13 protein-coding genes and 1 tRNA gene are annotated in these 23,593 nt (G+C 38.6%); 7 read left to right on the plus strand and 7 right to left on the minus strand.

The genetic code is table 11. From position 1 onward, the window contains the following. Positions 1 to 33 precede the first annotated feature (33 nt). The 6 genes from lnt to metE all read right to left on the minus strand — a co-directional run bounded on the left by lnt (position 34) and on the right by metE (position 9,520). Entirely contained in the window at positions 34 to 1,572 is a 1,539-nt protein-coding gene (lnt, locus tag ACFFHT_RS00235) for an apolipoprotein N-acyltransferase (protein ID WP_382372349.1), read from the minus strand. 82 nt (positions 1,573 to 1,654) lie between these two features. Further along, the gene (corC, locus tag ACFFHT_RS00240) at positions 1,655 to 2,545 is read right to left on the minus strand and encodes a CNNM family magnesium/cobalt transport protein CorC (RefSeq protein WP_382372351.1); all 891 of its coding nucleotides are present in this window, start codon (positions 2,543 to 2,545) and stop codon (positions 1,655 to 1,657) included. Between the two features lie 153 nt (positions 2,546 to 2,698). Beyond that, positions 2,699 to 3,910 carry an aspartate aminotransferase family protein gene (locus ACFFHT_RS00245; protein ID WP_382372353.1) on the minus strand — a complete coding sequence of 404 codons (1,212 nt, stop codon included), beginning with the start codon at positions 3,908 to 3,910 and terminating at the stop codon, positions 2,699 to 2,701. A 195-nt stretch (positions 3,911 to 4,105) separates the two neighbouring features. Further along, positions 4,106 to 5,563, minus strand: coding sequence for a metalloprotease TldD (gene tldD / locus ACFFHT_RS00250; protein WP_382372355.1), 1,458 nt, complete (start codon positions 5,561 to 5,563; stop codon positions 4,106 to 4,108). A 21-nt stretch (positions 5,564 to 5,584) separates the two neighbouring features. Beyond that, on the minus strand, positions 5,585 to 7,069 hold the full coding sequence (gene rng, locus ACFFHT_RS00255; RefSeq protein ID WP_382372357.1) for a ribonuclease G: 1,485 nt from the start codon (positions 7,067 to 7,069) through the stop codon (positions 5,585 to 5,587). Between the two features lie 192 nt (positions 7,070 to 7,261). After that, the gene (gene metE, locus ACFFHT_RS00260; protein ID WP_382372359.1) at positions 7,262 to 9,520 is read right to left on the minus strand and encodes a 5-methyltetrahydropteroyltriglutamate--homocysteine S-methyltransferase; all 2,259 of its coding nucleotides are present in this window, start codon (positions 9,518 to 9,520) and stop codon (positions 7,262 to 7,264) included. Between the two features lie 138 nt (positions 9,521 to 9,658). On the opposite strand from metE, the gene ACFFHT_RS00265 reads away from it, so the two are divergent. From ACFFHT_RS00265 to ACFFHT_RS00275, 3 genes are all read left to right on the plus strand, one after another. Then, on the plus strand, positions 9,659 to 10,585 hold the full coding sequence (locus tag ACFFHT_RS00265; protein WP_382372360.1) for a LysR family transcriptional regulator: 927 nt from the start codon (positions 9,659 to 9,661) through the stop codon (positions 10,583 to 10,585). A 14-nt stretch (positions 10,586 to 10,599) separates the two neighbouring features. Continuing rightward, positions 10,600 to 11,049 (plus strand): DUF441 domain-containing protein, encoded by a 450-nt coding sequence (locus tag ACFFHT_RS00270; RefSeq protein ID WP_382372362.1) that lies wholly within the window; start codon positions 10,600 to 10,602, stop codon positions 11,047 to 11,049. A gap of 150 nt (positions 11,050 to 11,199) precedes the next feature. Then, positions 11,200 to 11,286 (plus strand) — tRNA-Leu (locus ACFFHT_RS00275). 130 nt (positions 11,287 to 11,416) lie between these two features. Here ACFFHT_RS00275 and apbC read toward each other — a convergent pair. Continuing rightward, entirely contained in the window at positions 11,417 to 12,505 is a 1,089-nt protein-coding gene (gene apbC / locus ACFFHT_RS00280) for an iron-sulfur cluster carrier protein ApbC (protein WP_382372508.1), read from the minus strand. A gap of 227 nt (positions 12,506 to 12,732) precedes the next feature. Here apbC and metG point away from each other — a divergent pair, with 227 nt between their 5' ends. The 4 genes from metG (at position 12,733) to ACFFHT_RS00300 (ending at position 23,516) form a co-directional block, all read left to right on the plus strand. Next, positions 12,733 to 14,760, plus strand: a complete 2,028-nt coding sequence (metG, locus tag ACFFHT_RS00285) for a methionine--tRNA ligase (protein WP_382372364.1) — start codon at positions 12,733 to 12,735, stop codon at positions 14,758 to 14,760. Between the two features lie 396 nt (positions 14,761 to 15,156). Beyond that, complete coding sequence (gene rsmC, locus ACFFHT_RS00290) at positions 15,157 to 16,155, plus strand: 16S rRNA (guanine(1207)-N(2))-methyltransferase RsmC (protein WP_382372510.1); 999 nt, start codon at positions 15,157 to 15,159, stop codon at positions 16,153 to 16,155. Between the two features lie 231 nt (positions 16,156 to 16,386). After that, positions 16,387 to 16,548, plus strand: coding sequence for an ESPR domain-containing protein (locus tag ACFFHT_RS00295; RefSeq protein WP_382372366.1), 162 nt, complete (start codon positions 16,387 to 16,389; stop codon positions 16,546 to 16,548). A gap of 197 nt (positions 16,549 to 16,745) precedes the next feature. Next, positions 16,746 to 23,516: an autotransporter domain-containing protein gene (locus ACFFHT_RS00300; RefSeq protein ID WP_382372368.1), complete on the plus strand. Its 6,771-nt coding sequence runs from the start codon at positions 16,746 to 16,748 to the stop codon at positions 23,514 to 23,516. The last annotated feature ends 77 nt before the right edge of the window (positions 23,517 to 23,593 follow it).

The following is a 23,593-nucleotide window of genomic DNA, read 5'->3' on the forward strand; positions in this document are numbered from 1 at the left end:
ATCTAACAATAAATTACCTAGTAGTTGATAAATTCATTTACCCACAACCCTTCTCACCAAAACCCTTCTCATTACACTACCTACTAAATGCAAGATAAATAATACAACCGACAGTAGATATAATGGCGTGCTGCCTAATGCGGCAAATGGTGTTTTACCGACTACTTTTGTGACTTGTGCGGTGAGGGTAGTTTGTTGGAATTGTGGTGCTTGGCTAATGATTTTACCGTGGGCATCAATAAACGCTGTTACCCCAGTATTAGTAGCTCGGATCAAAGGTTTACCTAACTCTAAAGCACGCATTCTTGCCATTTGGAAATGTTGCCAAGGACCAATTGAAGTACCAAACCACGCGTCATTAGATACGGTTAGAATAAAATCTGCGCCATTCTGGACACTATGTCGAACTTGATTATCGAAAATAATTTCGTAACAAATAGCATTAGCAAATTTTGCACCTTTTACATCAAGTGGTACTTGAGTATAAGGACCTTCGCTCATATCAGAAAAAGGAATATCCAGTATATTTTTAATCCAAGACAATGGAATATATTCACCAAATGGCACCAAGTGATGTTTTAAATAACGAGGGACGTTATCAATGGAATAAGGTTGTTCAGGCTTTAATGCAATAAGGGAGTTAAATAATTGCTCGGTATTTGGTTTTTGATAAATTGTGCCTAATAAAATAGCACTATGCGATTGCTGTGAAAAACGAGAGAGCATCGTAATATAAGGCTCAAGTTGATTTTCTAATAGTGGCAATACTGATTCAGGTAAAATAATAATGTCGCTTTTACCGAGTTGTGATTCAACCAAGTTTTTATGAATATCTAATGATTGATAGAGATAATCAGGATTCCATTTTAGTTGTTGCTCAATATTGCCTTGAACTAAAGTAATAGTCAGTGGTTTTTCAGTTGTATTGGGTTTGATAAATGAAATTTGTTGGCTGTAATAGCTGATCCCTACTAGTAAGATTGCTAGTAATGCTTGCGAGCTTGTTAATAGCCAATGGCGTTGTTTATTGATAAAAAGGCTATCAATCACATTTAAAACTAATGCAGATAACCAAACCATTACAAACGTAATACCTTGCACACCAAAAAATGGGGCGATGCTAGCAAAGAATGTATCAATTTGCGTATAGCCGAATTGTAACCAAGGAAAGCCTGAAAATAGCCAGCCACGCAAGAATTCAGTGAACGTCCATAAGATTGCAAAAATAATCGATTGGTTAATTGCTAATTTGCGAATTAACCAAGCAAATAGCATTGGAAATAGTGATAGATAAGCAGCGAGTAAAACGACTAACGCATAAGCAGCAATGGTAGGCAAACCGCCAAATTGATGCACACTAATGTTGATCCAATTTAACCCAAATGTGAAATATCCCATTCCCCAAAGGAAAACAGAGAATAATGTTTGTTTATTGGTTTTACTGTATTTGATAACGGTTAAAAGTAATAGGAGTGAGATAAATGCAAGGAAACTGTAATTAAATGGTGCATAAGCAAATACACCAATAATACCGCCCAATAAAGCACTAATCGGGAATAAATAAGTCAACATATCAATTCTCTGGTAAGTAAAAATATAGGTAGATTATTTTTGTAGGGTCAATAAATTGTCGGATACAAGTATCCGACTGGTTTTAATCCGCTTCAATAGATGAGTTTTGTTGTTCCATTTTTTCTAATTGTTCATCAGGCAAAATAACACGAAGTTGAATGATGCGACGACTATCGGCGGAGGTAACTTTAAATTCAATATTATCTAATTGAATACTTTCACCACGAGATGGCAAATAGCCAAAGGCTTGCATAATAACCCCACCAATCGTATCGACTTCTTCACCCGTAAAACCAGTACCGAAGTAATGGTTGAAATCTTCAATATCAGTTAATGCTTGTACTGCATAAGTATGTTTAGATAGTTGGCGAATATCTTCTACTTCTTCTTCATCAAATTCATCTTCAATATCTCCAACGATCTGTTCCAAAATATCTTCAATCGTTACTAGACCTGAAATCGAACCGAATTCATCGACAACAATTGCCATATGGAAACGTTCAGAACGGAACTCTTTCAACATTCGGTCAACTCGTTTACTTTCAGGAATAATCACGGCTGGGCGTAATACTTCTTGGATCGAAAACTCTGAAGAATCAGGGCGTAAATATTTAAGTAAATCTTTAGCGAGGAGTAAGCCGATAACATTATCACGTTCATCTGCGATCACAGGAAAACGGGAGTGAGCAGAATCAATGATAATATCTAAACATTCAGATAAGCTATGTTCTGCATTGATAAAGACAATCTGTGAACGAGGGATCATAATATCACGAACCCGTAACTCAGAAATTTCAATCACCCCTTCAATCATTTGACGGGTTTCTTGATTAATAATGTCGTTTTGTTCTGAATCTCGAATGGCTTCGACTAACTCTTCTCGATTTTTAGGTTCGGCAGGGAAGAAATTACTTAATAAAGATTGAAAGAAATTTTTCTTCTGATTGGACTCAGTTGAATGTTCGTCACTCATAATAATTGATTGCGTACTCCATATAAATTAACGTTGAAAAGCTATCACATTTGCTAGGGTTTTTCTAGGCTATATTGTGAGTATTGCATAAATATCTGATAAAAAATTCCCTTTTGTATTGAACAAAAGGGAAGTCATCAATTATTTGTAAAATTACGCAGCAACAAATGCTTGAGCGGTTTGTTGAAAACGTTTTAAGCCTTCTTCAAGTTCTTGGGCTGTAATATTCAGTGCAGGAGCAAAACGTACTACATTTGGCCCAGCTACGAGTAGCATCAAACCATATTGATTTGCTACATGACAGAAGTCCATCGCTTTACCTTGATATTGTTCGACCAATTCTGCACCAATTAATAGTCCTTCACCGCGTATTTGTTTAAATAGTGATACTTGTTGATTAATTTCAGCAATGGCTTGTTTGATCTGCTCGCTTTTTGCTCTTACTTGAGCTAAGAAATTTTCATCTGCAATAATTTCAACTACTTTGTTAGCAACGGCACAAGCGAGAGGATTACCACCAAATGTTGTACCGTGTACACCTGGTTTGAAACTTGCCGCAATTTTATCAGTAGTCAGCATGGCGCCAATCGGGAAACCATTCGCTAATGCTTTCGCACTGGTCAAAATATCAGGCACAACACCATACTTCATATAAGTATAAAAATAACCAGAACGTCCCACACCAGTTTGCACTTCATCAAAGATTAATAGTGCTTGGTATTGATCACAAAGTTGGCGTAAGCCTTGCAAAAATGCAGGATCAGCAGGTAAGACACCACTTTCACCTTGGATTGGCTCAATAATTACCGCACAAGTATGATCGTCAATCACCGCTTTCACAGCCTCTAAATCATTGTAAGGAATATGCACAATATCAGCAGGTTTAGGGCCAAATCCATCGGAATATTTTGCTTGACCGCCGACACTTACCGTGAAAAGAGTACGTCCGTGGAAACTCTGTTTAAAAGAGATAATTTTACTTTTTTGATAACCGAAATGATCAACAGCATAACGGCGAGCAAGTTTAAGCGCAGCTTCGTTTGCTTCGGCGCCTGAATTGACGAACATCACACGCTCGGCAAAGGTTTTTTCCACTAAAGATTTTGCTAAAGCGATAGTCGGTTCACTGGTAAACCAGTTACTAGAATGCCACAACGTTGAACCTTGTTGTTGCAATACAGCTAATAACTCATCAGGACAATGTCCTAGTGCATTCACTGCAATCCCACCAGTTAAATCAATGTATTCTTTGCCTTGTTGATCCCAAACTCGGCTACCTTTACCTTTTACGGGGATAAAGTCTGCTGGAGAGTAATTTTGTACTAGATATTGATCAAAATCGCTGCGTGTAATTTGTTGTGTCATATTATTGCCTCAGATCATTATTCGTCTAACTTGTTTGATTCCTCAAATAAATGAAGATTGGGGAAGATTCTTTTATCCGAAAAATACCCCTCTATAGTATAGAGGGGATATTTTTATGGTTTATGTTCTACTTAAAAGCCAAATAAGCATACGACTGATTGCATATATAGTCAATAAAATGAATAAAAATTCATTTTAATTGGTGCCCCCAACAGTAATTTTCTCAATTTTTAACGCTGGTTGTCCTACGCCGACAGGGACACTTTGTCCTTGTTTACCACAGACACCAATACCGTGATCAATCGCCAGTTCATCTGCCACCATGGAAATATTGTTCATTACTTCAATACCACTACCAATCAAGGTTGCACCTTTAATTGGTTTGCTAATTTTTCCTTTTTCAATCAGATAGGCTTCTGAAGTGGAGAAAACAAATTTTCCAGAGGTAATATCCACTTGCCCACCACCAAAATGTGGGGCATACACACCATAATCCACCGATTGGATCAGATCATCAAACTTACTTTCACCTGGCAACATATAAGTATTGGTCATACGTGGCATTGGCAGATGTGCATAGGATTCACGGCGTGCATTCCCTGTTGGCTGCATTCCCATTAATTTTGCATTTAATTTATCCTGCATATAGCCTTGTAAAACACCGTCTTTGATTAATACATTGTATTGGCTTGGTACACCTTCATCATCAATCGTTAATGAACCACGTCGATTAGCAAGCGTACCATCATCGACAATAGTGCAGAGTGGAGAGGTAACTAATTCACCTAATTTGCCACTGAAAATTGAAGATTGTTTTCGATTAAAATCACCTTCTAAACCATGCCCAACGGCTTCGTGGAGTAAAACGCCTGGCCAGCCAGCACCGAGAATTACAGGCATCATACCTGCTGGTGCAGCGATAGCATTCAGATTAACCAACGCTTGACGTACTGCTTCTTTTGCAAAATAAATCGCACGTTGTTCACCTTGATACTGCTCAAAGAACCAATTCAATCCACAACGTCCACCAACGCCAGCACTACCACGTTCACGTTTGCCATCTTGTTCCGCTAAAACGGAAATGGATAAGCGAATTAATGGGCGAATATCAGCGGCTAATGTGCCATCAGTGGCAGCAATTAAGACTTCTTCATAGAGTGTAGATAAACTCACAGAAACACGAGTAATACGTGGATCTTCTGCACGAGCAACACGATCGACGAGATGTAATAACTCAATTTTCTTTTCTCGACTTAAGCTATCTAAGGGATTAATCGCTGCATAACGTAGAATTGGATTAACGGGAGTAAAACCTTGTGGAACAAAAAGTGGTTTCGCAGGAGTTTTACTTTGTGCAATCCCTTTTGCTGCTAAGGCACAATCTTGTAAAGCGGCTAAACTAATGACATCAGAGTAAGCAAACCCCGTCTTTTCACCACTAATCGCTCGAATGCCTACGCCACGATCAATATGAAATCCACCTTCTTTGATAATACCATCTTCTAAAGTCCAGACTTCGTCCATTGAGGTTTGAAAAAAGAGATCGGCAAAATCAATCTGCCGATCAGCAAAAATATCAAAAATGGTGGGTAACTGTTGAATGGATAATTGGTTTGGTGAAAGTAAAGAATCGGTTACTTGTTCAATAATCATTATTTTATTCCTACATTAATCTTACATCACAACGACATCAAACTGTTCTTGCGTATAATAAGGCTCCATTTTAATTTGTACTTTTTTGCCAATAAAGACTTCAACTTCAGCCAGTAAAGCGTGAGTTTCTTCATTGATAAGATGTTCTGCGACTGCACGAGAGGCATAGACCAAAAATTGTTCGCTTGAGTATAAATGGTGAACACGAATAATTTCCCGAGCAATTTCATAACATACGGTTTCCACACTTTTGACTCGACCACGACCTTGACAGTTTGGGCATTCTTCACATAAGACGTGTTCCAAACTTTCGCGTGTTCTTTTGCGGGTCATTTCCACTAAGCCAAGTTGAGTAAAGCCATTTACCGTTGTTTTAACACGATCTTTCGCTAACGCTTCTTTTAGCGATTGCAATACCCGTTCTTGATGTTCTTCAATTTGCATATCAATAAAATCGATAATAATGATGCCACCAAGATTGCGTAATTGTAGTTGGTGTGCAATCGCTTGTGTCGCTTCAATATTGGTATTAAATATGGTTTCTTCTAAATTACGATGTCCAACGAAGCCACCAGTATTGATATCAATCGTTGTCATCGCTTCAGTTTGCTCGATAATCAAATAGCCACCAGATTTTAAATTAACGCGTTTATTCAAGGCTTTTTGAATACTTTCTTCAACACCATACAAATCAAACAATGGTTGAGGACCCGTATAAACGGATAATGTTTGCGTTAAGTGTGGTAAAAACTCTTCAATAAACTCTTTAACTTCAAGATAAATCAATTTGGAATCAATTCTAATACTATCAATCGTCATGCCAACGAAATCACGAATAATACGCTGTGCTAATGCAGGTTCGGCATAGAGCATTGCTGGTGCGGTAGAACGTACTTTACGTTCTAACACTTTACGCCATAAACGTTTCAAAAAGTCAGCATCTTGTTGCAATTCATCTAAAGAAACATTTTCCGATGCTGTACGAATAATGAAGCCCCCAAGTTCATCACAAAACGGCGTCACTAATTCTTTAAGCCTTGCCCTCTCTTCTTCACTTTCAATACGTTGTGACACACCAACATGACTATTTTCTGGCATAAAAACCAGATAACGAGAAGGTAATGTGATGTCAGTCGTTAGGCGGGCCCCTTTTGTACCCAGTGGATCTTTGACGACTTGTACAATAATATCTTGTCCTTCACGCACTAATTCGGCGATATCTTTTACGACAAATTGTTTTTGTTCATTTTCATCTACACATTCAGTGTGAGAAACAATATCAGAAGCATGTAAAAATGCGGCTTTTTCTAAACCAATATCAACAAAAGCTGACTGCATTCCAGGTAAAACTCGTGTTACTCGACCTTTATAAATATTTCCGACAATTCCCCGCTTTGTTTCCCGTTCAACGTGAACTTCACGCAAAATGCCCGCCGCAACGAGCGCAATCCTTGTTTCATTCGGGGTAACATTGACTAATAATTCTACTTTGTTACCGTTTTCCATAAATGTTATACCTATTAATATGACAACTGCGCGTTAGTCTAACGAAATCGAAAATTAAATCCTAGTGCATTTTGTATTGTTCTACATAATCTTTGCTTAATATCATTTCTTAAGGGATTATTTTGTTGGTGAGGAATGAGGAAAAGGGAGAGAAGTAATAATCCCCACATAATGTGGGGATTGATAGACTTATTAAGCTAATTCTGCACGCAATTTTTTCGTGACTTTAACCATATTTTCTAGTGCAGCAAGCGTTTCTGGCCAAGCACGAGTTTTTAAACCACAGTCAGGGTTGACCCATAAACGTTCTTTTGGAATGACATTTAATGCTTTGCGTAACAGATGTTCAATTTCTGCTTCCGTTGGTACACGAGGGCTGTGGATATCATACACACCTGGACCAATTTCATTTGGATATTTGAAATCTGCAAATGCAGTTAATAGCTCCATATCTGAACGAGAAGTTTCAATCGTGATGACATCCGCATCTAATGCAGCGATTGCTGGCAAAATGTCGTTGAATTCTGAATAACACATATGAGTATGAATTTGTGTACTGTCCTCACAGCCACTAGAAGATAGGCGGAATGCTTCACCAGCCCAATCTAAGTATGCTTGCCAATCTGCACGTTTGAGTGGCAGACCTTCACGAATGGCTGGTTCATCAATTTGAATCACTTTAATTCCTGCTTTTTCTAAATCCAATACTTCATCGTTTAATGCTAATGCGATTTGCTTACATACCGTTGCACGGCTAATATCATTACGCACAAATGACCATTGTAAAATTGTGACAGGGCCAGTTAACATTCCTTTCATTACACGATTTGTTAAACTTTGAGCGTAGGTTGACCACGCAACTGTCATTGGTTCAGGACGTACCACATCACCAAAAATAATAGGTGGTTTCACGCAACGACTACCGTAACTTTGTACCCAACCAAATTTAGTAAATGCGAAGCCGTCAAGTAATTCACCAAAGTATTCCACCATATCATTACGTTCTGCTTCACCATGTACTAAAACATCAAGATCTAATTTTTCTTGTTCACGAACAACAAACTCAATCTCTTTTTTCATTGCAGCTTCATAATCCGCAGCAGAAAGTTCACCTTTTTTAAATTTTGCTCGCGCGTGACGAATTTCTGTTGTTTGTGGGAATGAACCAATATTAGTTGTTGGTAATAATGGTAAATTTAACCATGCTTTTTGTAGTTTAATTCGTTCGGCGAATGGCGATTTACGTTGATCAGCATTAGCTGGCAAAGCGGCTAAACGAGCAGCCACTTCTGGGCGGTGGATCACTTTGCTGTTTGCACGAGCTTCTGCAGCAGCCTGACTTGCATCTAATTCAGTTTGTACTGAAGCACGTCCTTGATCTAATGCTTTTTTCAAAATGCTTAGCTCTTCAACTTTTTGTAAACAAAATGCTAACCAAGAATAGAGATCTTTATCTAATTGAGTTTCAACCGATAAATCATAAGGAACATGTAGTAATGAACAACTTGGAGCAATCCATAGTCTTTCTGCAAAGATATCTTTTAATGGTTCAAGAATATCTAATTCTTTATTTAAATTTGCACGCCAGATATTACGGCCATCAATAATCCCTACCGAAAGTACTTTGTGATAATCGGCAAAGGTTGCTAATTGTTCTGGTGCTCGCACTACATCAATATGTAATCCAGCAACTGGAAGTGATTTTAATAAATCCGCATGTTCAGCGACTGAACCAAAATAAGTAGCTAATAAAATGTTAGCTTTTGTTGCTAGGTGAGTATATACCGCTTGGAATTTTGCTAACCATTCATCAGGTAAATCTAAAGTTAATGCAGGTTCATCAATTTGAATCCAAGTTGCACCTTTTGCAACTAAAGCATCGAGGATTTGTTCATAAACAGGTAGTAATTTATCTAGTAAGGATAGACGATCAAAGGCTTCGCCTTTCTCTTTACCTAGATAAAGGAAGGTAATTGGCCCAACTAAAGTTGGTTTTGCTTGATAACCTAATGCCTGAGCTTCTTCTAATTGTTGTACATAGTGCGTTGGATTCGCTTTAAATTCCGTATTTTTATGAAATTCAGGGACAAGATAGTGATAGTTGGTATCAAACCATTTCGTCATTTCAATCGCAAATTGGCTTTCATTACCACGTGCTAGTTGGAAATATTGATCCAAGGTTAAATTTTGGCTATCGAAACCGAAACGAGCAGGGATTGCACCTGTTGCGACTTGTAAATCTAAAATATGATCATAGAAAGTAAAATCTGCGACACTGACAAAATCGGCATTCGCTGCTGCTTGATGTTTCCAATTCTTTTCACGCAATAATTTTGCGACAGTTAATAAATCTTGTTCGGATAATTCTTTACGCCAATAACGTTCTTGAGCAAATTTTAGTTCACGTTTGGCACCGACACGAGGAAATCCTGCTAGATGAAATGTTGTCATAATCGCTTCTCCATATCTTTTTTTCATTAATTCGGTAAAATAGACGGCTAAACGTCTATCTGCAATGCAGAATAACGAAAAATGTTATATGATGAAAGCTCATAATTTTCATAAATAAGATGAATTAATTTAATACAGATGAAACCAACTTTTTTAGAATTACGTCATTTAAAAACCTTACTCGCATTGAAAGAAACGGGTAGTGTGTCGTCAGCAGCGAAACGAGTGTATTTAACTCAATCAGCCCTTTCACACCAATTAAAATTAATGGAAGAACAATTTGGTTTACCTTTGTTTGAACGTAAAACAAATCCAATTCGTTTTACAGCAGCAGGTGAGCGTTTAATCCAATTAGCCCATGAAGTATTACCTAAAGTGGCGATGGCGGAACGAGATCTTGCACGTGTTCAGCAAGGTGAAGCGGGTGAGTTACGTATTGCAGTAGAATGTCATACTTGCTTTGATTGGTTAATGCCTGCAATGGATGAATTTCGTCAGCATTGGGGATTGGTCGAATTGGATATCGTTTCTGGATTCCATACCGATCCTGTTGGATTATTATTAACTGATCGTGCCGATTTAGCGATAGTTTCTGAGCTAGAAGAGAATAGTGATGTTATTTATCGTCCGCTATTTGCTTATGAAATGGTAGGAATTTGTTCACGTGATCATGAGTTGGTGAATAAAGATATTTGGCAAGCAGAAGATTTTATTGATCAAACTGTGATTACTTATCCAGTGCCAGATGATATGTTGGATCTATTACGCAAAGTATTAAAACCAGCTGGAATTAACCCAATTCGTCGCACAACTGAATTAACCATTGCGATGATCCAATTAGTTGCCAGTAAGCGAGGTATAGCAGCTGTGCCTTATTGGGCAGTATTGCCATATTTAGAGCGTGGCTATGTGGTCGCACGTAAAATTACGAATAAAGGGTTATACAGTAATTTATATGCTGCGATTCGAGCGGAAGATCAGAATATTGCCTATATTGATGACTTTTATGAAACAGTAAAAAATAAAAGTTTTGCTACGTTACCAGATTTGATTGTTTTAGATTAAAGAGGATTTTAAATATGTCGTTACAGTTCAATGGGATTGCCTTGTTTTTGGTTGCACTTATTGCATTAGGTGTCATTGGGCATAATCATTCTATTACTGTCGCTGCGTCAGTATTGCTATTAATGCATGAAACGGTGTTGTCAAAATATATTGTTTGGTTAGATAAATATGGCTTAACAATCGGGATCATTATTTTAACGATTGGAGTACTGAGTCCATTGGTATCAGGCAAGATTAGTTTGCCTGAAATAAAAGAGTTATTACATTGGAAAATGTTATTAGCTGTTGCTGTTGGGATTTTAGTTGCTTGGTTAGGTGGACGAGGTGTTACTTTGATGAGTGGAGCACCAACGCTTGTCACTGGATTATTGATTGGCACAATTATTGGTGTAGCCTTTTTAGGCGGTGTGCCAGTTGGGCCGTTAATTGCTGCGGGGATTTTATCTTTAGTATTGAGTAAATAAACTGAAACATATCGCAGGAATAACACTAAAAAGTCAAATAAGCAGCGAAATAGAGATAAGTTGTTGAAAATAGCAACGAACAGATATTTTCTCTCATTTTCTGCTTGCAACGAGTTGAAACATCCGTATAATTTGCTCCGTTCATTACTTGCCTGGGTGGCGAAATTGGTAGACGCAGCGGATTCAAAATCCGCCGCCCTTAAAAGCGTGTCGGTTCGAGTCCGACCCTAGGCACCAATAAAAAGATTTCAAAAAAAAGACCGCCGATAAAAAGGCGGTTTTTTATTATGGCTAGCTAACGTCTAACTATAATAAAAAAACTTCATCTTTTTTTACGAGATGAAGTTTTTTGTATTGTTATCAAAGATTATTTCACTTCACGAATCATAATTTCTGCAGGAATGGTTTCTCCTTGCCAGTATAGTTCTGCCGCAACAGTTTGTGCTAACTCAAGGAATGATTGGGTGATTTCGTGTTCTGGTGCAGCAATAACTGTTGGTTTACCTTGATCAAGATCTTCGCGTAAACGGATATGTAATGGCAGTTGCCCTAACAGTTTGATCTGGTATTTTTCCGCCACTTTTTCTGCACCGCCAGTACCGAAAATAGCTTCGTGATGTCCACAGTTTGCACAAATATGTACACTCATATTTTCAATAATACCTAATACAGGAACGGAAACACGTTTGAACATTGCAATACCTTTAATCGCATCCAGTAATGCAATATCTTGTGGTGTGGTAACAACTAAAGCACCTGTTACTGGGATCTGCTGTGACAGGGTTAATTGAATATCACCAGTGCCTGGAGGCATATCAATCACTAAATAATCTAAATCCGTCCACCAAGTTTCATTGAGTAATTGACTTAATGCACTACTTGCCATTGGGCCACGCCAAATAGTGGCGCTATCTGCATCCATTAAATAACCAATCGAGTTAGATTGTAAACCGTGTGCCACGATTGGCACCATATGTTGATTATCTGGTGAGGTTGGACGTTGTCCTTCGGCACCTAACATATAGGGAATAGATGGACCATAAATATCAGCATCTAAGATACCTACTTTTGCACCTTGTGCTTGTAATGCTAACGCTAAGTTCACGGCGGTTGTTGACTTACCTACGCCTCCTTTACCAGAACTTACCGCAATAATATTTTTTACTCCATTCACTGCAGGTTGATTATTGGCCCGTTTTAAAGTGGCAATTTGGTATTGAATTGACCATTCTACTTTAGAAACTTTGGCTAATTGAGCAAGTGGTGCTGTAAGTGTTTGTTTTAAATCAGCAAAACCACTATTCCATGCGAATGGCATAGTTAAAGTAATGTGTAATGTTCCCTCTTGAATAGAGAGTTTTTTGAGGGCTTTTAGCGTTAGTAAATCTTTTTGTAAGGTTGAGTGTTGGAATTGTTGGATTTTTTCTGCAATTTGCTGTGCAAGTGCTTCATCCATATTGGAAAAAGTAAAGGTTAAATTACTCATTTATCCATCCTTTTTTGTTTGTAGAGTTAATTTGCCCGCTTATTTAACCACGCAAGCTACCACCTGTTAAGCAAAATATTGCGTTAATCGAGAAAGTTACTCGATGGAGTTAGCATGCTGGAAAAGTTAAGGGCAATAGAGTAACATTAGCCGTTATTTTGCAAATTGAAAAAATGATTATGATAGAAGGAAAGTTTATGTCTAGTTGCCGTCAAATACTTGTTACTTGTGCATTACCTTATGCTAACGGCCCGATTCATTTAGGTCATATGCTTGAGCATATCCAAGCAGATATTTGGGTACGTTTTCAAAGAATGCGTGGAAATGAAATTTATTTTGTTTGTGCAGATGATGCACATGGCACGCCGATTATGCTGAAAGCGGATCAAATGGGAATTTCACCAGAACAATTAATTGCGGATGTACAACAACAACATATCTCTTCTTTTGCAGGGTTTAATATTAGTTATGACAACTATTATTCAACGCATAGCCCAGAAAACCAAGAATTATCAGGCATTATTTATCATAAATTAAAAGAGAACGGTTTTATCAAAAGTCGCACGATTTCTCAATTATTCGATCCTGAAAAAAGTATGTTCTTGCCAGATCGTTTTGTGAAAGGGACTTGCCCAAAATGTAAAGCAGAGGATCAGTATGGCGATAATTGTGAAGTCTGTTCGGCAACCTATAGTCCAACAGAATTGATTAATCCTCGTTCTGTTGTTTCTGGTGCTACCCCAGTATTAAAAGAATCAGAGCATTTTTTCTTTGATTTACCTGCTTTTGAGTCAATGCTAAAAGAGTGGATTAAATCAGGTACATTGCAAGCAGAAGTTGCCAATAAAATGATGGAATGGTTTGAGTCTGGCTTACAGCAATGGGATATCTCGCGTGATGCACCTTATTTTGGTTTTGAGATCCCAAATCAACCAGGTAAATATTTTTATGTTTGGTTAGATGCACCAATAGGCTATATGGCATCATTTAAAAACCTTTGTTCTCGTCAAGGTATTGACTTTGATCGTTTCTGGAATCAAGCAAGTACCACTGAGCTTTATCATTTTATTGGTAAGGATATTGTTTATTTCCATAGTCTATTCTGGCCAGCAATGCTAGAAGGTTCGGGTTATCGTAAACCAACCAATATTTTTGTCCATGGCTATGTGACCGTAAATGGCGAAAAAATGTCAAAATCTCGTGGTACATTTATTCAGGCGAAAACCTATTTAAATCATCTTGATCCTGAATGTTTACGTTATTACTACGCAGCGAAATTGAGCAATAGAATTGATGATTTAGATCTGAATTTGGAAGATTTTGTCCAACGTGTAAATAGCGATATTGTGAATAAATTAGTCAATTTAGCTAGCCGTAATGCAGGCTTTATTCAAAAACGCTTTGCAGGTAAATTAGCAAATCGCTTACATGACCAAGCATTATGGCAAGCATTCTGTGAACAAGCAGAACAAATTGCACAATATTATGAGAATCGAGAATTTAATAAAGCTATCCGCGAAATTATGAATTTATGCGACAAAGCGAATAAATATGTTGATGAGATGGCACCATGGGTGATTGCGAAAGATGAAGCACGTACACAAGAATTACACGAAATCTGCTCAATGGGTATTCAGTTATTCCGTATGCTAATGGGGTATTTGAAACCAGTATTACCGAAGTTAGCGGAACGTGCAGAAGCATTTCTCAATGATCAATTACAATGGGCAAATTTAGCAACACCATTACTCGATCATCAAATTGCACCATTTAAAGCCTTATTTAGTCGTTTAGAGATGAGTCAGATTGAGACATTAATTGAGGCTTCAAAAGCCGAAAATGCAGCAGTAAATGCGGCACCAGCCAAAGCAGTGGATAGTAATATCGATCCGATTGCCGACACAATTTCAATCGATGACTTTGCAAAAATTGATTTACGGGTGGCAAAAATTGTCAAAGCAGAAGCGGTACCAGAAGCGAATAAGTTGGTGAAATTAACCTTAGATATTGGTAATGAAACTCGCCAAGTGTTTGCTGGGATTAAGTCAGCCTATAAACCAGAAGAATTGGAAGGACGTTTAACGGTGATGGTGGCAAATTTGGCACCACGCAAAATGAAATTTGGTGTGTCTGAAGGAATGGTGTTAGCAGCAGGACCTGGTGGTAGTGATATTTTCTTATTAACACCAGATCAAGGTGCAACACCAGGAATGCGAGTCAAATAATTGTTTAATTATGATGAAAAATAGCGATCTTGGTGTCGCTATTTTTAGCTTGCTAACATTATATAAATTAGCATTTATTGTATTCTTAACTAAGTTTAGATTTAGGTTTCGCCCTAAAGGTCGACTTCATTTTTTTGCTCGTGCAAAAAAACGAAGCAAAAAAAGCACGCCCTAGTGCCTTGCTATTTCCTCATTCCGTCAAGATTTTCCGGGCGGCAAAAAACTGATATTTTTCTGCGAAAAATTAGACGTTTTTTGCCTGAAAATCTTTCCTGCATTCGGGCAAGACACAAGGGGATTTTTAGCATTTATAGAGATTTATTCTTGAAGTTAGGTTTGTTAGTAGTTTACCCATTTTTTATTTTAATCAAGAAAATATAGAGGAAATATCCCGTGATACTCACCCCAGAAAGCCAAGTATTAGCTCGCCATTTAGATCTATTTACTGATAAAAAAGTACTTTTTCTCGGCAATGTACAAGATGATTTTCCTGCGACTTGCCAACAAACTGCACGTGAAGTGCGAGTGGTGAGTAGTTATTTCGATTATGTACAACGTGCAAAATTAACCCCTATTTTTGCCCTAGAAGCCGAATATCAAGCAGAAGATTTGATCGTCTTTTATTGGGGTAAAAATAAACAAGAGTGCCAATTTCAACTACAACAGATGTTGTCGCAAGTCCCAATCGGTCAATCAGTATTGATTGTGGGAGAAAATCGAGGCGGTGTGCGTTCTGCAGAAACGTTCTGTGAAAAATGGGGAAATATTGCCAAAATTGATTCGGCTCGCCGTTGCGGTTTATACCATTTTGAACTACAACAAGCCCCTGATTTTCGGTTAGCTGAGTGGTGGAGAGAATATACCTTAGCAAAATATGCTGATTTAACGGTTTGTTCGTTACCAGGGGTGTTTAGTGCTACTGAATTGGATCAAGGAACAGCACTGCTATTGAGTACGTTACAACAACCAATTCAAGGCAATGTACTGGATGTTGGATGTGGGGCAGGTGTAATTGGTGCTTATTTGAAACAACAAAATCCAACGATTGAATTAACGATGACGGATATTCATGCGATGGCACTAGCATCTGCACAACAAACATTAGCTAAAAATCATTTAGCAGGAAATGTGATTGCAAGTAATGTATTTTCTGCCATTCCACAAAAGTTTAATTTGATTGTATCTAATCCACCATTTCATGCAGGAATTGATACCGCATATGATGCGGTAGAAACGTTAATTCGTGAAGCGAAAGCACATCTATATAAAGGCGGTGAATTGCGTATTGTAGCTAATGCGTTTTTACCTTATCCAGATGTGTTAGATCGTTATTTTGGTAGTCATCAAGTATTAGCGAAAACAGGGAAGTTTAAGGTTTATCGAGTGATTAATTAGATAAAGAAATTGGATGCAATGTATCCGATTTATAAGTAGAAAAGTACCTATTAATAGGTACTTTTTTATAATAATAACTTATTGAATTACTTAAAATAAATTAAATCCCCCCCCCCCTAGTAATTTCTTGAAAATCTGTTAAAATCGCGCGCCAATGTCAACAATTGTAAAAATTAACTTACAGCAACATTTAAATAACATTTATTTTTCATTTTCTTTAAGGGTATCTATATGAACAAAATTTATCGTGTAGTATGGAATAGCGCTTTAGGGCTTTGGCAGTGTGTTTCGGAACTCGCAACTGCAAAAGGTAAAAGCAAATCGCAAACCTCAACCTCGCAAAATGTGATGGGGGGGGGTACAGCACTAATCATTCTTCTTCTTTCAAATTAGCCTTTCTTCCTTTAGCAGTAAGTCTGCTAACTCTTCCTTCTATTAGCTGGGCAAGTATTACATCGAAAACTGATTTAATAAGCCAATCGACAGGCTCAGTTTCTACTCAGATATTTTCAAATAACGGTAAAATTGCCTTTAGCGGCACCATTGATATTACTGGAGAGACAAGAAGCACAGCCGATGCTACAGCCACAATGTTTAGAGAAGCGGGATATGGTGTGGTATCAGAGGATGCAAACTATACTAAATATGGCAAAGATATTTATGTAGGCGCTAATAATAAAGCAGGGATATTGAATATTTCAGGTTCTACGTTGGTTTTTGGCGGTGATTTTGGGCTGTCTAATAATAATAATACGGGTTATCAATCAAAGCCTTCTCCTTTGTCTATGGGGGATTCAACTGTAAACATTACCGGTTCCACCGTAACCACTGAAGGGAGTTTCAGAATCGGTGGTAGTTATAAAAGATCTGAGGGTGAAGCATATAAAAATGCAACGGTCAATATTGAAGGCTCTACTGTAAATGTTAAAGGCAATGGTCTTTATTTTGTTGCTGCGCCTGCAAGTCAGAGTGGTAATGCCGGTGGTGATGTCACTTTGACTATGAATGATGGTGCACATGTAAAACTTCAACAAATGTATATTGGCAATGGTATCACGGGAGCATATACTGGGACGACTGCGATTACGTTAAAACAAGGCTCTGTTATTGAATTTACGGGTATGCGGGGCGGTTCTGAGGCAACAGGTAGCTGGAACGGTTTTTCAAAACAAAATAACCATGTTAAGGTTAATCTTAACTTGGAAGGTGGTACAATTATTCTAAACAGTAGTGATGCTGATCGCGTATTGTTCAATAGCTTTAGCGCTACGGATAATATCACGTTAAAAGATGGCACAATGACAACCATCAGCGTAACTTCTCCAAAAGAAGATGTGGATGGTTTGTTCTACCAAGCGCAACCAAGCGTAACAGGTAATGTTGCTGTTATGAAAGGTACTGGTGGGCTTATCAAAGATGGCAAAGGTACATTGGTTATCAACCAAGATAACACCTATTCTGGCGCAACCAATATCGATAAAGGAACATTACAACTCGGTAATGGCGGTACGATTGGTTCTTTAAATGCCGATAGTGTTATTACTGTTTCCAATGACGCCAATTTAAAAGTTAATCGTTCTAATACCTATCAAATTGATAACAAAATTTTGGGCGAAGGTAATTTAATACAAGCTGGTAGAGGTACAACGATTATTACCAATACTGCAAATAATTTCAGTGGTGATACTTCAATCATTGGTGGTGTTTTGCAATTTAATAGTTTGGCATCAATGGGCGCAGGTGAAACTGATATTTCTACTGGTGTCGGTGCAACTAAAGGGACATTAAAACTCAATTTTGCGGACGCAACTACCTTAGCGCGTGATGTAAATGGTACAGGTAATTTTGAAAAATCGGAAGCAGGCGTATTAACACTAAATGGCGATTTGACCCATACAGGGAAAACAACCGTTTCTGGCGGTGAAGTAATTGTTAGCGCAGGCAAAAAAATCGAAGGCACTAGCGATGTCTTAATCGATAATGGTAGTGATTATGCGACCAACAGCAATGTGGCGAAATTAACCGTTAATGGCTCATTAACTACGGCGCAAACTGGCGATGATTCTGGTGATGTCGAAATCAATAACGGTACCTTTACTGTCGCAGCAGGCGGAACCGCAACAGTCGGTAATATTAAAACCACTGATGAAGCTGGTGCAGATCAAGCAACGGTTACTGTATTAGGTGAATTAACCACTAATTTAGTGAATGGCGATGTGTTATTCCAAAACTTCAAAAAAGCCGCTGCAACCGACACTATTACCTTTAATGGCACTTGGAACGCTAATGTCGCCGAAGGTGCAACTGTTAAACAACAAGAAGGCGCAGGCTTTACTGGTACTGGTACATTTAACAAAGATGGTAAAGGTGAATTAGACTTTACTGCTGATAATACAATTGCCAACGCCAATATTAACGATGGTACGGTGAAAGTTAAGGCAGGTACAAAATTTAAAACAACTGAAACGTTAACAGTTGGCAATACAAAAGACGGTAAAAATACTGCAATATTAGATAATGCTGGTGTTGTTGAAGCTAAAAATATTATTGTAAATTCTGATGGAAATTTAATTAATAGTGGTACAGCTAGAGCAACTAACGACTTAACTGTAGATGGCGGTCAATTAGATTCGAGTGGTACTACTGCTGCGAAAAATTTAATAGTGGATAATAACGGTACTGTAAACATTACTGCTGGTAGAGTTGTAGCATCTGTTGGTGCTAAGGTTAACAGTGGCACAGTAACAGTTGGTTCTGATGGAACATTAAGTGTTGGCACGGGTACCAGCAGTACGGAAAATTTAGAGCTGAACGGCGGTGATCTTAAAGTTGCTGGTACAGTAAACGCGAAAAATATCATTTCTAATCCTGCTGAAGGTAGTGATATCGATGCCAAAATTGCTATTGATTCCACAGGTAAATTGAATTTGAAACCAGCTAGTGGCGATACCTTGTTTAACGGTATTGATACCACTCAAGGTGATGAAATTAAAGTTAATGGTGAATTAAATGTGACCGTTGCTGACGGCACTGTGAATCAAGCAGAAAATGCAGGATTAAGCGGTACAGGTACACTCAATAAAGACGGTGCAGGCGAGTTGGCATTACAAGCGGATAATACGATCGGCACAACCAATGTGAAAGACGGCAAAGTCAGTGTTGCGACTGGTAAAACGTTAAACAGTGGTACTGTGAACGTTGGTGATAGCACAGGTAGTGCAGGCAGTGCTGCATTAGATATTCTTGGTACGCTGGATAATGTAACTAACTTAAATGTGAAAGCAGATGGTAGCGTCAATGTGGGCGATACGACTAACACAGGTACAGTAAATACCGATAATTTAACTGTAGATGGCGGTACTGTAGATGTGAATAAAGGTACGGTAGGATCTAAAGCAACCAATCTCAACGCGGGTAATGTAACTGTCGATAAAGACGGTACCTTAAATGGTGGCGTTGTGAAAGTTGGTGACGGTAATGGTGATGCTGGTACAGCAACCTTAACCAATGAAGGACAAGTGACTGCGTCAAGTGTAACCGTTGAGAAAGACGGTAATGTCACCAACAATGACGGTAAATTAGATGCAGGTGATGCATTAACCGTAAATGGCGGTACCGTAGATGTGAATAAAGGTACAGTAGAAGCGGATGCGACCAATATTAACGATGGTACAGTTACGGTTGATAATGGAGCTAAATTAGATGGTGGCGCTATTACCGTTGGTGATGGTGATAGTGATGCAGCTCAATTAGTGGCTAATGGTGAAGTAACTGCTGACAGTGTTACTGTGAATAAAGATGGTACCTTAAACGTAGGTGATGACACCAATAAGGGTTCATTAGCTGTAGAAGGTTCAGACGGTTTAGTCGTTAATGGTGGTACTGTAGATGTGAATAACGGTAGTGTAGAGACACCGAAAACTACGATTAACGATGGTGATATGACTGTTGTAAAAGAAGGTACCTTAAATGGTGGTGAAATCAAAGTTGGTGACGGTAATGGTGATGCTGGTACTGCAACCTTAACCAATGCAGGACAAGTGAATGCGTCAAGCGTAACCGTTGAGAAAGACGGCAAAGTCACCAACAATGATGGTACATTAGATGCTGGTGATGCATTAAGCGTAAATGGCGGTACCGTAGATGTGAATAAAGGTACGGTAGGAGCTAAAGCAACCAATATCAATGATGGTGATGTGACTGTCGCAAAAGACGGTGCCTTAGATGGTGGCGTTGTGAAAGTTGGTGACGGTAATGGTGATGCTGGTACTGCAACCTTAACCAATGCAGGACAAGTGACTGCGTCAAGCGTAACCGTTGAGAAAGACGGCAACTTAACCAACAATGACGGCAAATTAGATGCAGGTGATGCATTAACCGTGAATGGCGGTACCGTAGATGTGAATAAAGGTACGGTAGGAGCTAAAGCAACCAATATCAATGATGGTGATGTGACTGTCGCAAAAGACGGTACCTTAAATGGTGGTGAAATCAAAGTTGGTGATGGTAATGGTGATGCAGGTACAGCAACCTTAACCAATGCAGGACAAGTGACTGCGTCAAGTGTAACCGTTGAGAAAGACAGCAACTTAACCAACAATGACGGCAAATTAGATGCTGGTGATGCATTAAGCGTGAATGGCGGTACCGTAGATGTGAATAAAGGTACAGTAGAAGCGGATGCAACCAATATTAACGATGGTGCAGTAAACGTTGCAAAAGATGGTACCTTAAATGGTGGCGATATTACTGTCGGTGATGGTAATGGTACACCAGACTCTGCAAAACTTACTTCATCAGGTACAGTGAATGCGGATACACTTGATGTGAAAAAAGATGGTAATTTAACTATCGAAAATGGCGAAGTTACCGCAGCAAATGGTGCAACTGTTAATGGTGGTAATGTTCAAGTAAATCAAGATGGTACGTTAACATCTGGAACGTTGCCAAATGACTTGAAAGACTTTGCGGTAAATTCAGGCAATGTACAAATTGACGGTACCTTGAATGCGAAAAATATCACGTCTGATCTAGCACAAGATGACAGTGCGGATGATGCGAAGATTAACGTAAGCAAAGATGGCAACCTAAACTTAAAACCAGCTGATGGGGATACACTCTTTAATGGTTTAGATACAAGTAAAGGTGATGCGATTAATCTTGATGGTGCGTTAAATGTTGATGTTGATGAGGGTACTGTTAGCCAACAAAATACAGCTGACATTACAGGTTCAGGCACATTGAATAAAGCAGGTGAGGGTGAACTCAAACTTACCGCAGACAATAAAGTCGCTGAAACCAATGTGAATGATGGCACATTAACCATAGCGCAAGGTTCAACCTTAGACAGCGATAAGATTAATGTTGGTAATAAAGATATTGATGCTGGTTCAAATGATAGTAGCTCACCAGATACCTTAAATATTGAAGGTAAAGTGAATACGGATGCCTTAACAGTAAAAGATAATGGTGAAGTTAATCTCGATAATGGTGGTAAATTGACTACCGATAACAATGTTGTGGTTGATGGCGGTGCGTTAAACGTGAATAACGGTGAGCTTACTGCAGATAATATCATCACAACTGATACCAATGATGAGAAAGCCTCTAGCGTCAATGTTGGTGCAAATGGCACATTAACCTTAAATCCAAATGATGGTGATAAACTCTTTGATGGTTTTAATACAACGGCAACAGGTAAAGATGCGATTGAAATTGCAGGTAAATTAAATGTTAACGTTGCGGATAATACGACCGTCACGCAAGATGTGAACTCACCAATTAATGGTACTGGCGAGTTCAATAAGAATGGTAAAGGAACATTTGATGTGAAAGCCGATAATCCATTTAGCGGTGATGTAAATGTGAATGACGGTACATTATACATCTCTAAAGGCGGTAAATTAGGTAATGCCACAGTGAATGTGAAACCAGATGCGACGTTATCTGTGAATGAAGAAGGTACTTCTTTAGGTAATCTCAATCTTGATGGTACGTTAAAAGTCGTTGCGACACCTGATGGCCATACGAAGATTAATGTTGCAGGCAATGCAGATATTAGTAACGGTAAACTCTTTACAGATATTGCTGGTAGTAACGAAGAAGATTTGAAAAACGGTAGGTTTGAAAATGTGATTACAGCTGGTGGCAATATTATCGGCGATCAATTTGCAAGCTATGATGACAATAGTGCATTGTTTGATTTTGTGCCTTATGTTTCACCAGATAAGAAATCTGTTGGTTTAACGCCGTATTCTTCTGAAGGAAATAGCTTAGTAGAGATTGCGAACCAATTTGGCTTAGATCGTGCTAGCGGTGCAGCTCGTGCTTTAGATACGAACTTTAAGAACTCGCCAGCGAATGAATTATCACGTCTGTTCTATACCATTCGTGATAAACAACAAGCTGCAGATGCCTTATTAGCTTCATTACCAACCTTAGCAGGCGCAAGCAGTCAAGTGATTGCCGATACCAGCAGAGCGTTGGCAGATTTAGCGACGATTTATGATCGTTGTGAAAGTGACTTACTGCAAAAAGATAAAAATCTTTGGGTAAGAACATTCGGTAGTTTCGGACAACAAAATGCGTATAAAGGGGCAGCAGGTTATAATGACGATACTTATGGCTTTGCGGTTGGTGCAGAAAAATGTCATCAACAAACCCGTTTAGGTGTAATGATGGGCTATGCGTATGACAATGTTCATAGTCGTGAATCTGTGTCTGATCAAAGCGTGAAAGCGGAAACTATTCAGTTAGGTGTGTATGGTAATACGCCAGTAAGTTCGTTGATTGATTTAGATTTCCGTGCAGGTATAGGTTATAGCGATGTGAGTACGCAACGTACTATCAACTTTGCAAATCGTAGCGCAAAAGCGGATTACGGTAATAAATTGGCGTATGCTGGTTTAGGTGTGAACTTCTCTGCTTATAGCAGCGATAATGCAGAAATCAAACCATTTGTCCGTATGGATTACCAAGTAGTACGCAATAATCATTACCAAGAAAAAGGCGCTGGTGTATTAAATCTTCAAGCTGACGCAGGTACAAACCAAGCGTTAGTGAGCAAAGCAGGTATCGCAACACAATTCCGTGTAGCGGATAAAGTATCTGTTGGTGCAAGAGCAGCCGTTGGTTATGACCTCATTGGTGAACCAGCAGAAGTTCGCGCAGCCTTTGCAGGCGCACCAGATCTAAAATTCACCACAAAAGGCGCACAACATGGACGTGTGAGCGGTGAAATGGGAGTAGATATTCGTTATCAAATTACCCCAGCGGCGAGCTTATCATTAAGTTATGATGCTGATGTGCGTAAAGGTTACGTTGAGCATACTCCGACTGTTTCATTTAAGATGGCATTTTAATTAGTCCTCTTAATTGAACATTTATAACTTATCACGCCACTTTCTCCCCTAAATAGAGTGGCGTGATTTTTTTTACT

Origin of the sequence: Gallibacterium melopsittaci (assembly GCF_042433085.1) — a bacterium.
Classification (GTDB): domain Bacteria; phylum Pseudomonadota; class Gammaproteobacteria; order Enterobacterales; family Pasteurellaceae; genus Gallibacterium; species Gallibacterium melopsittaci.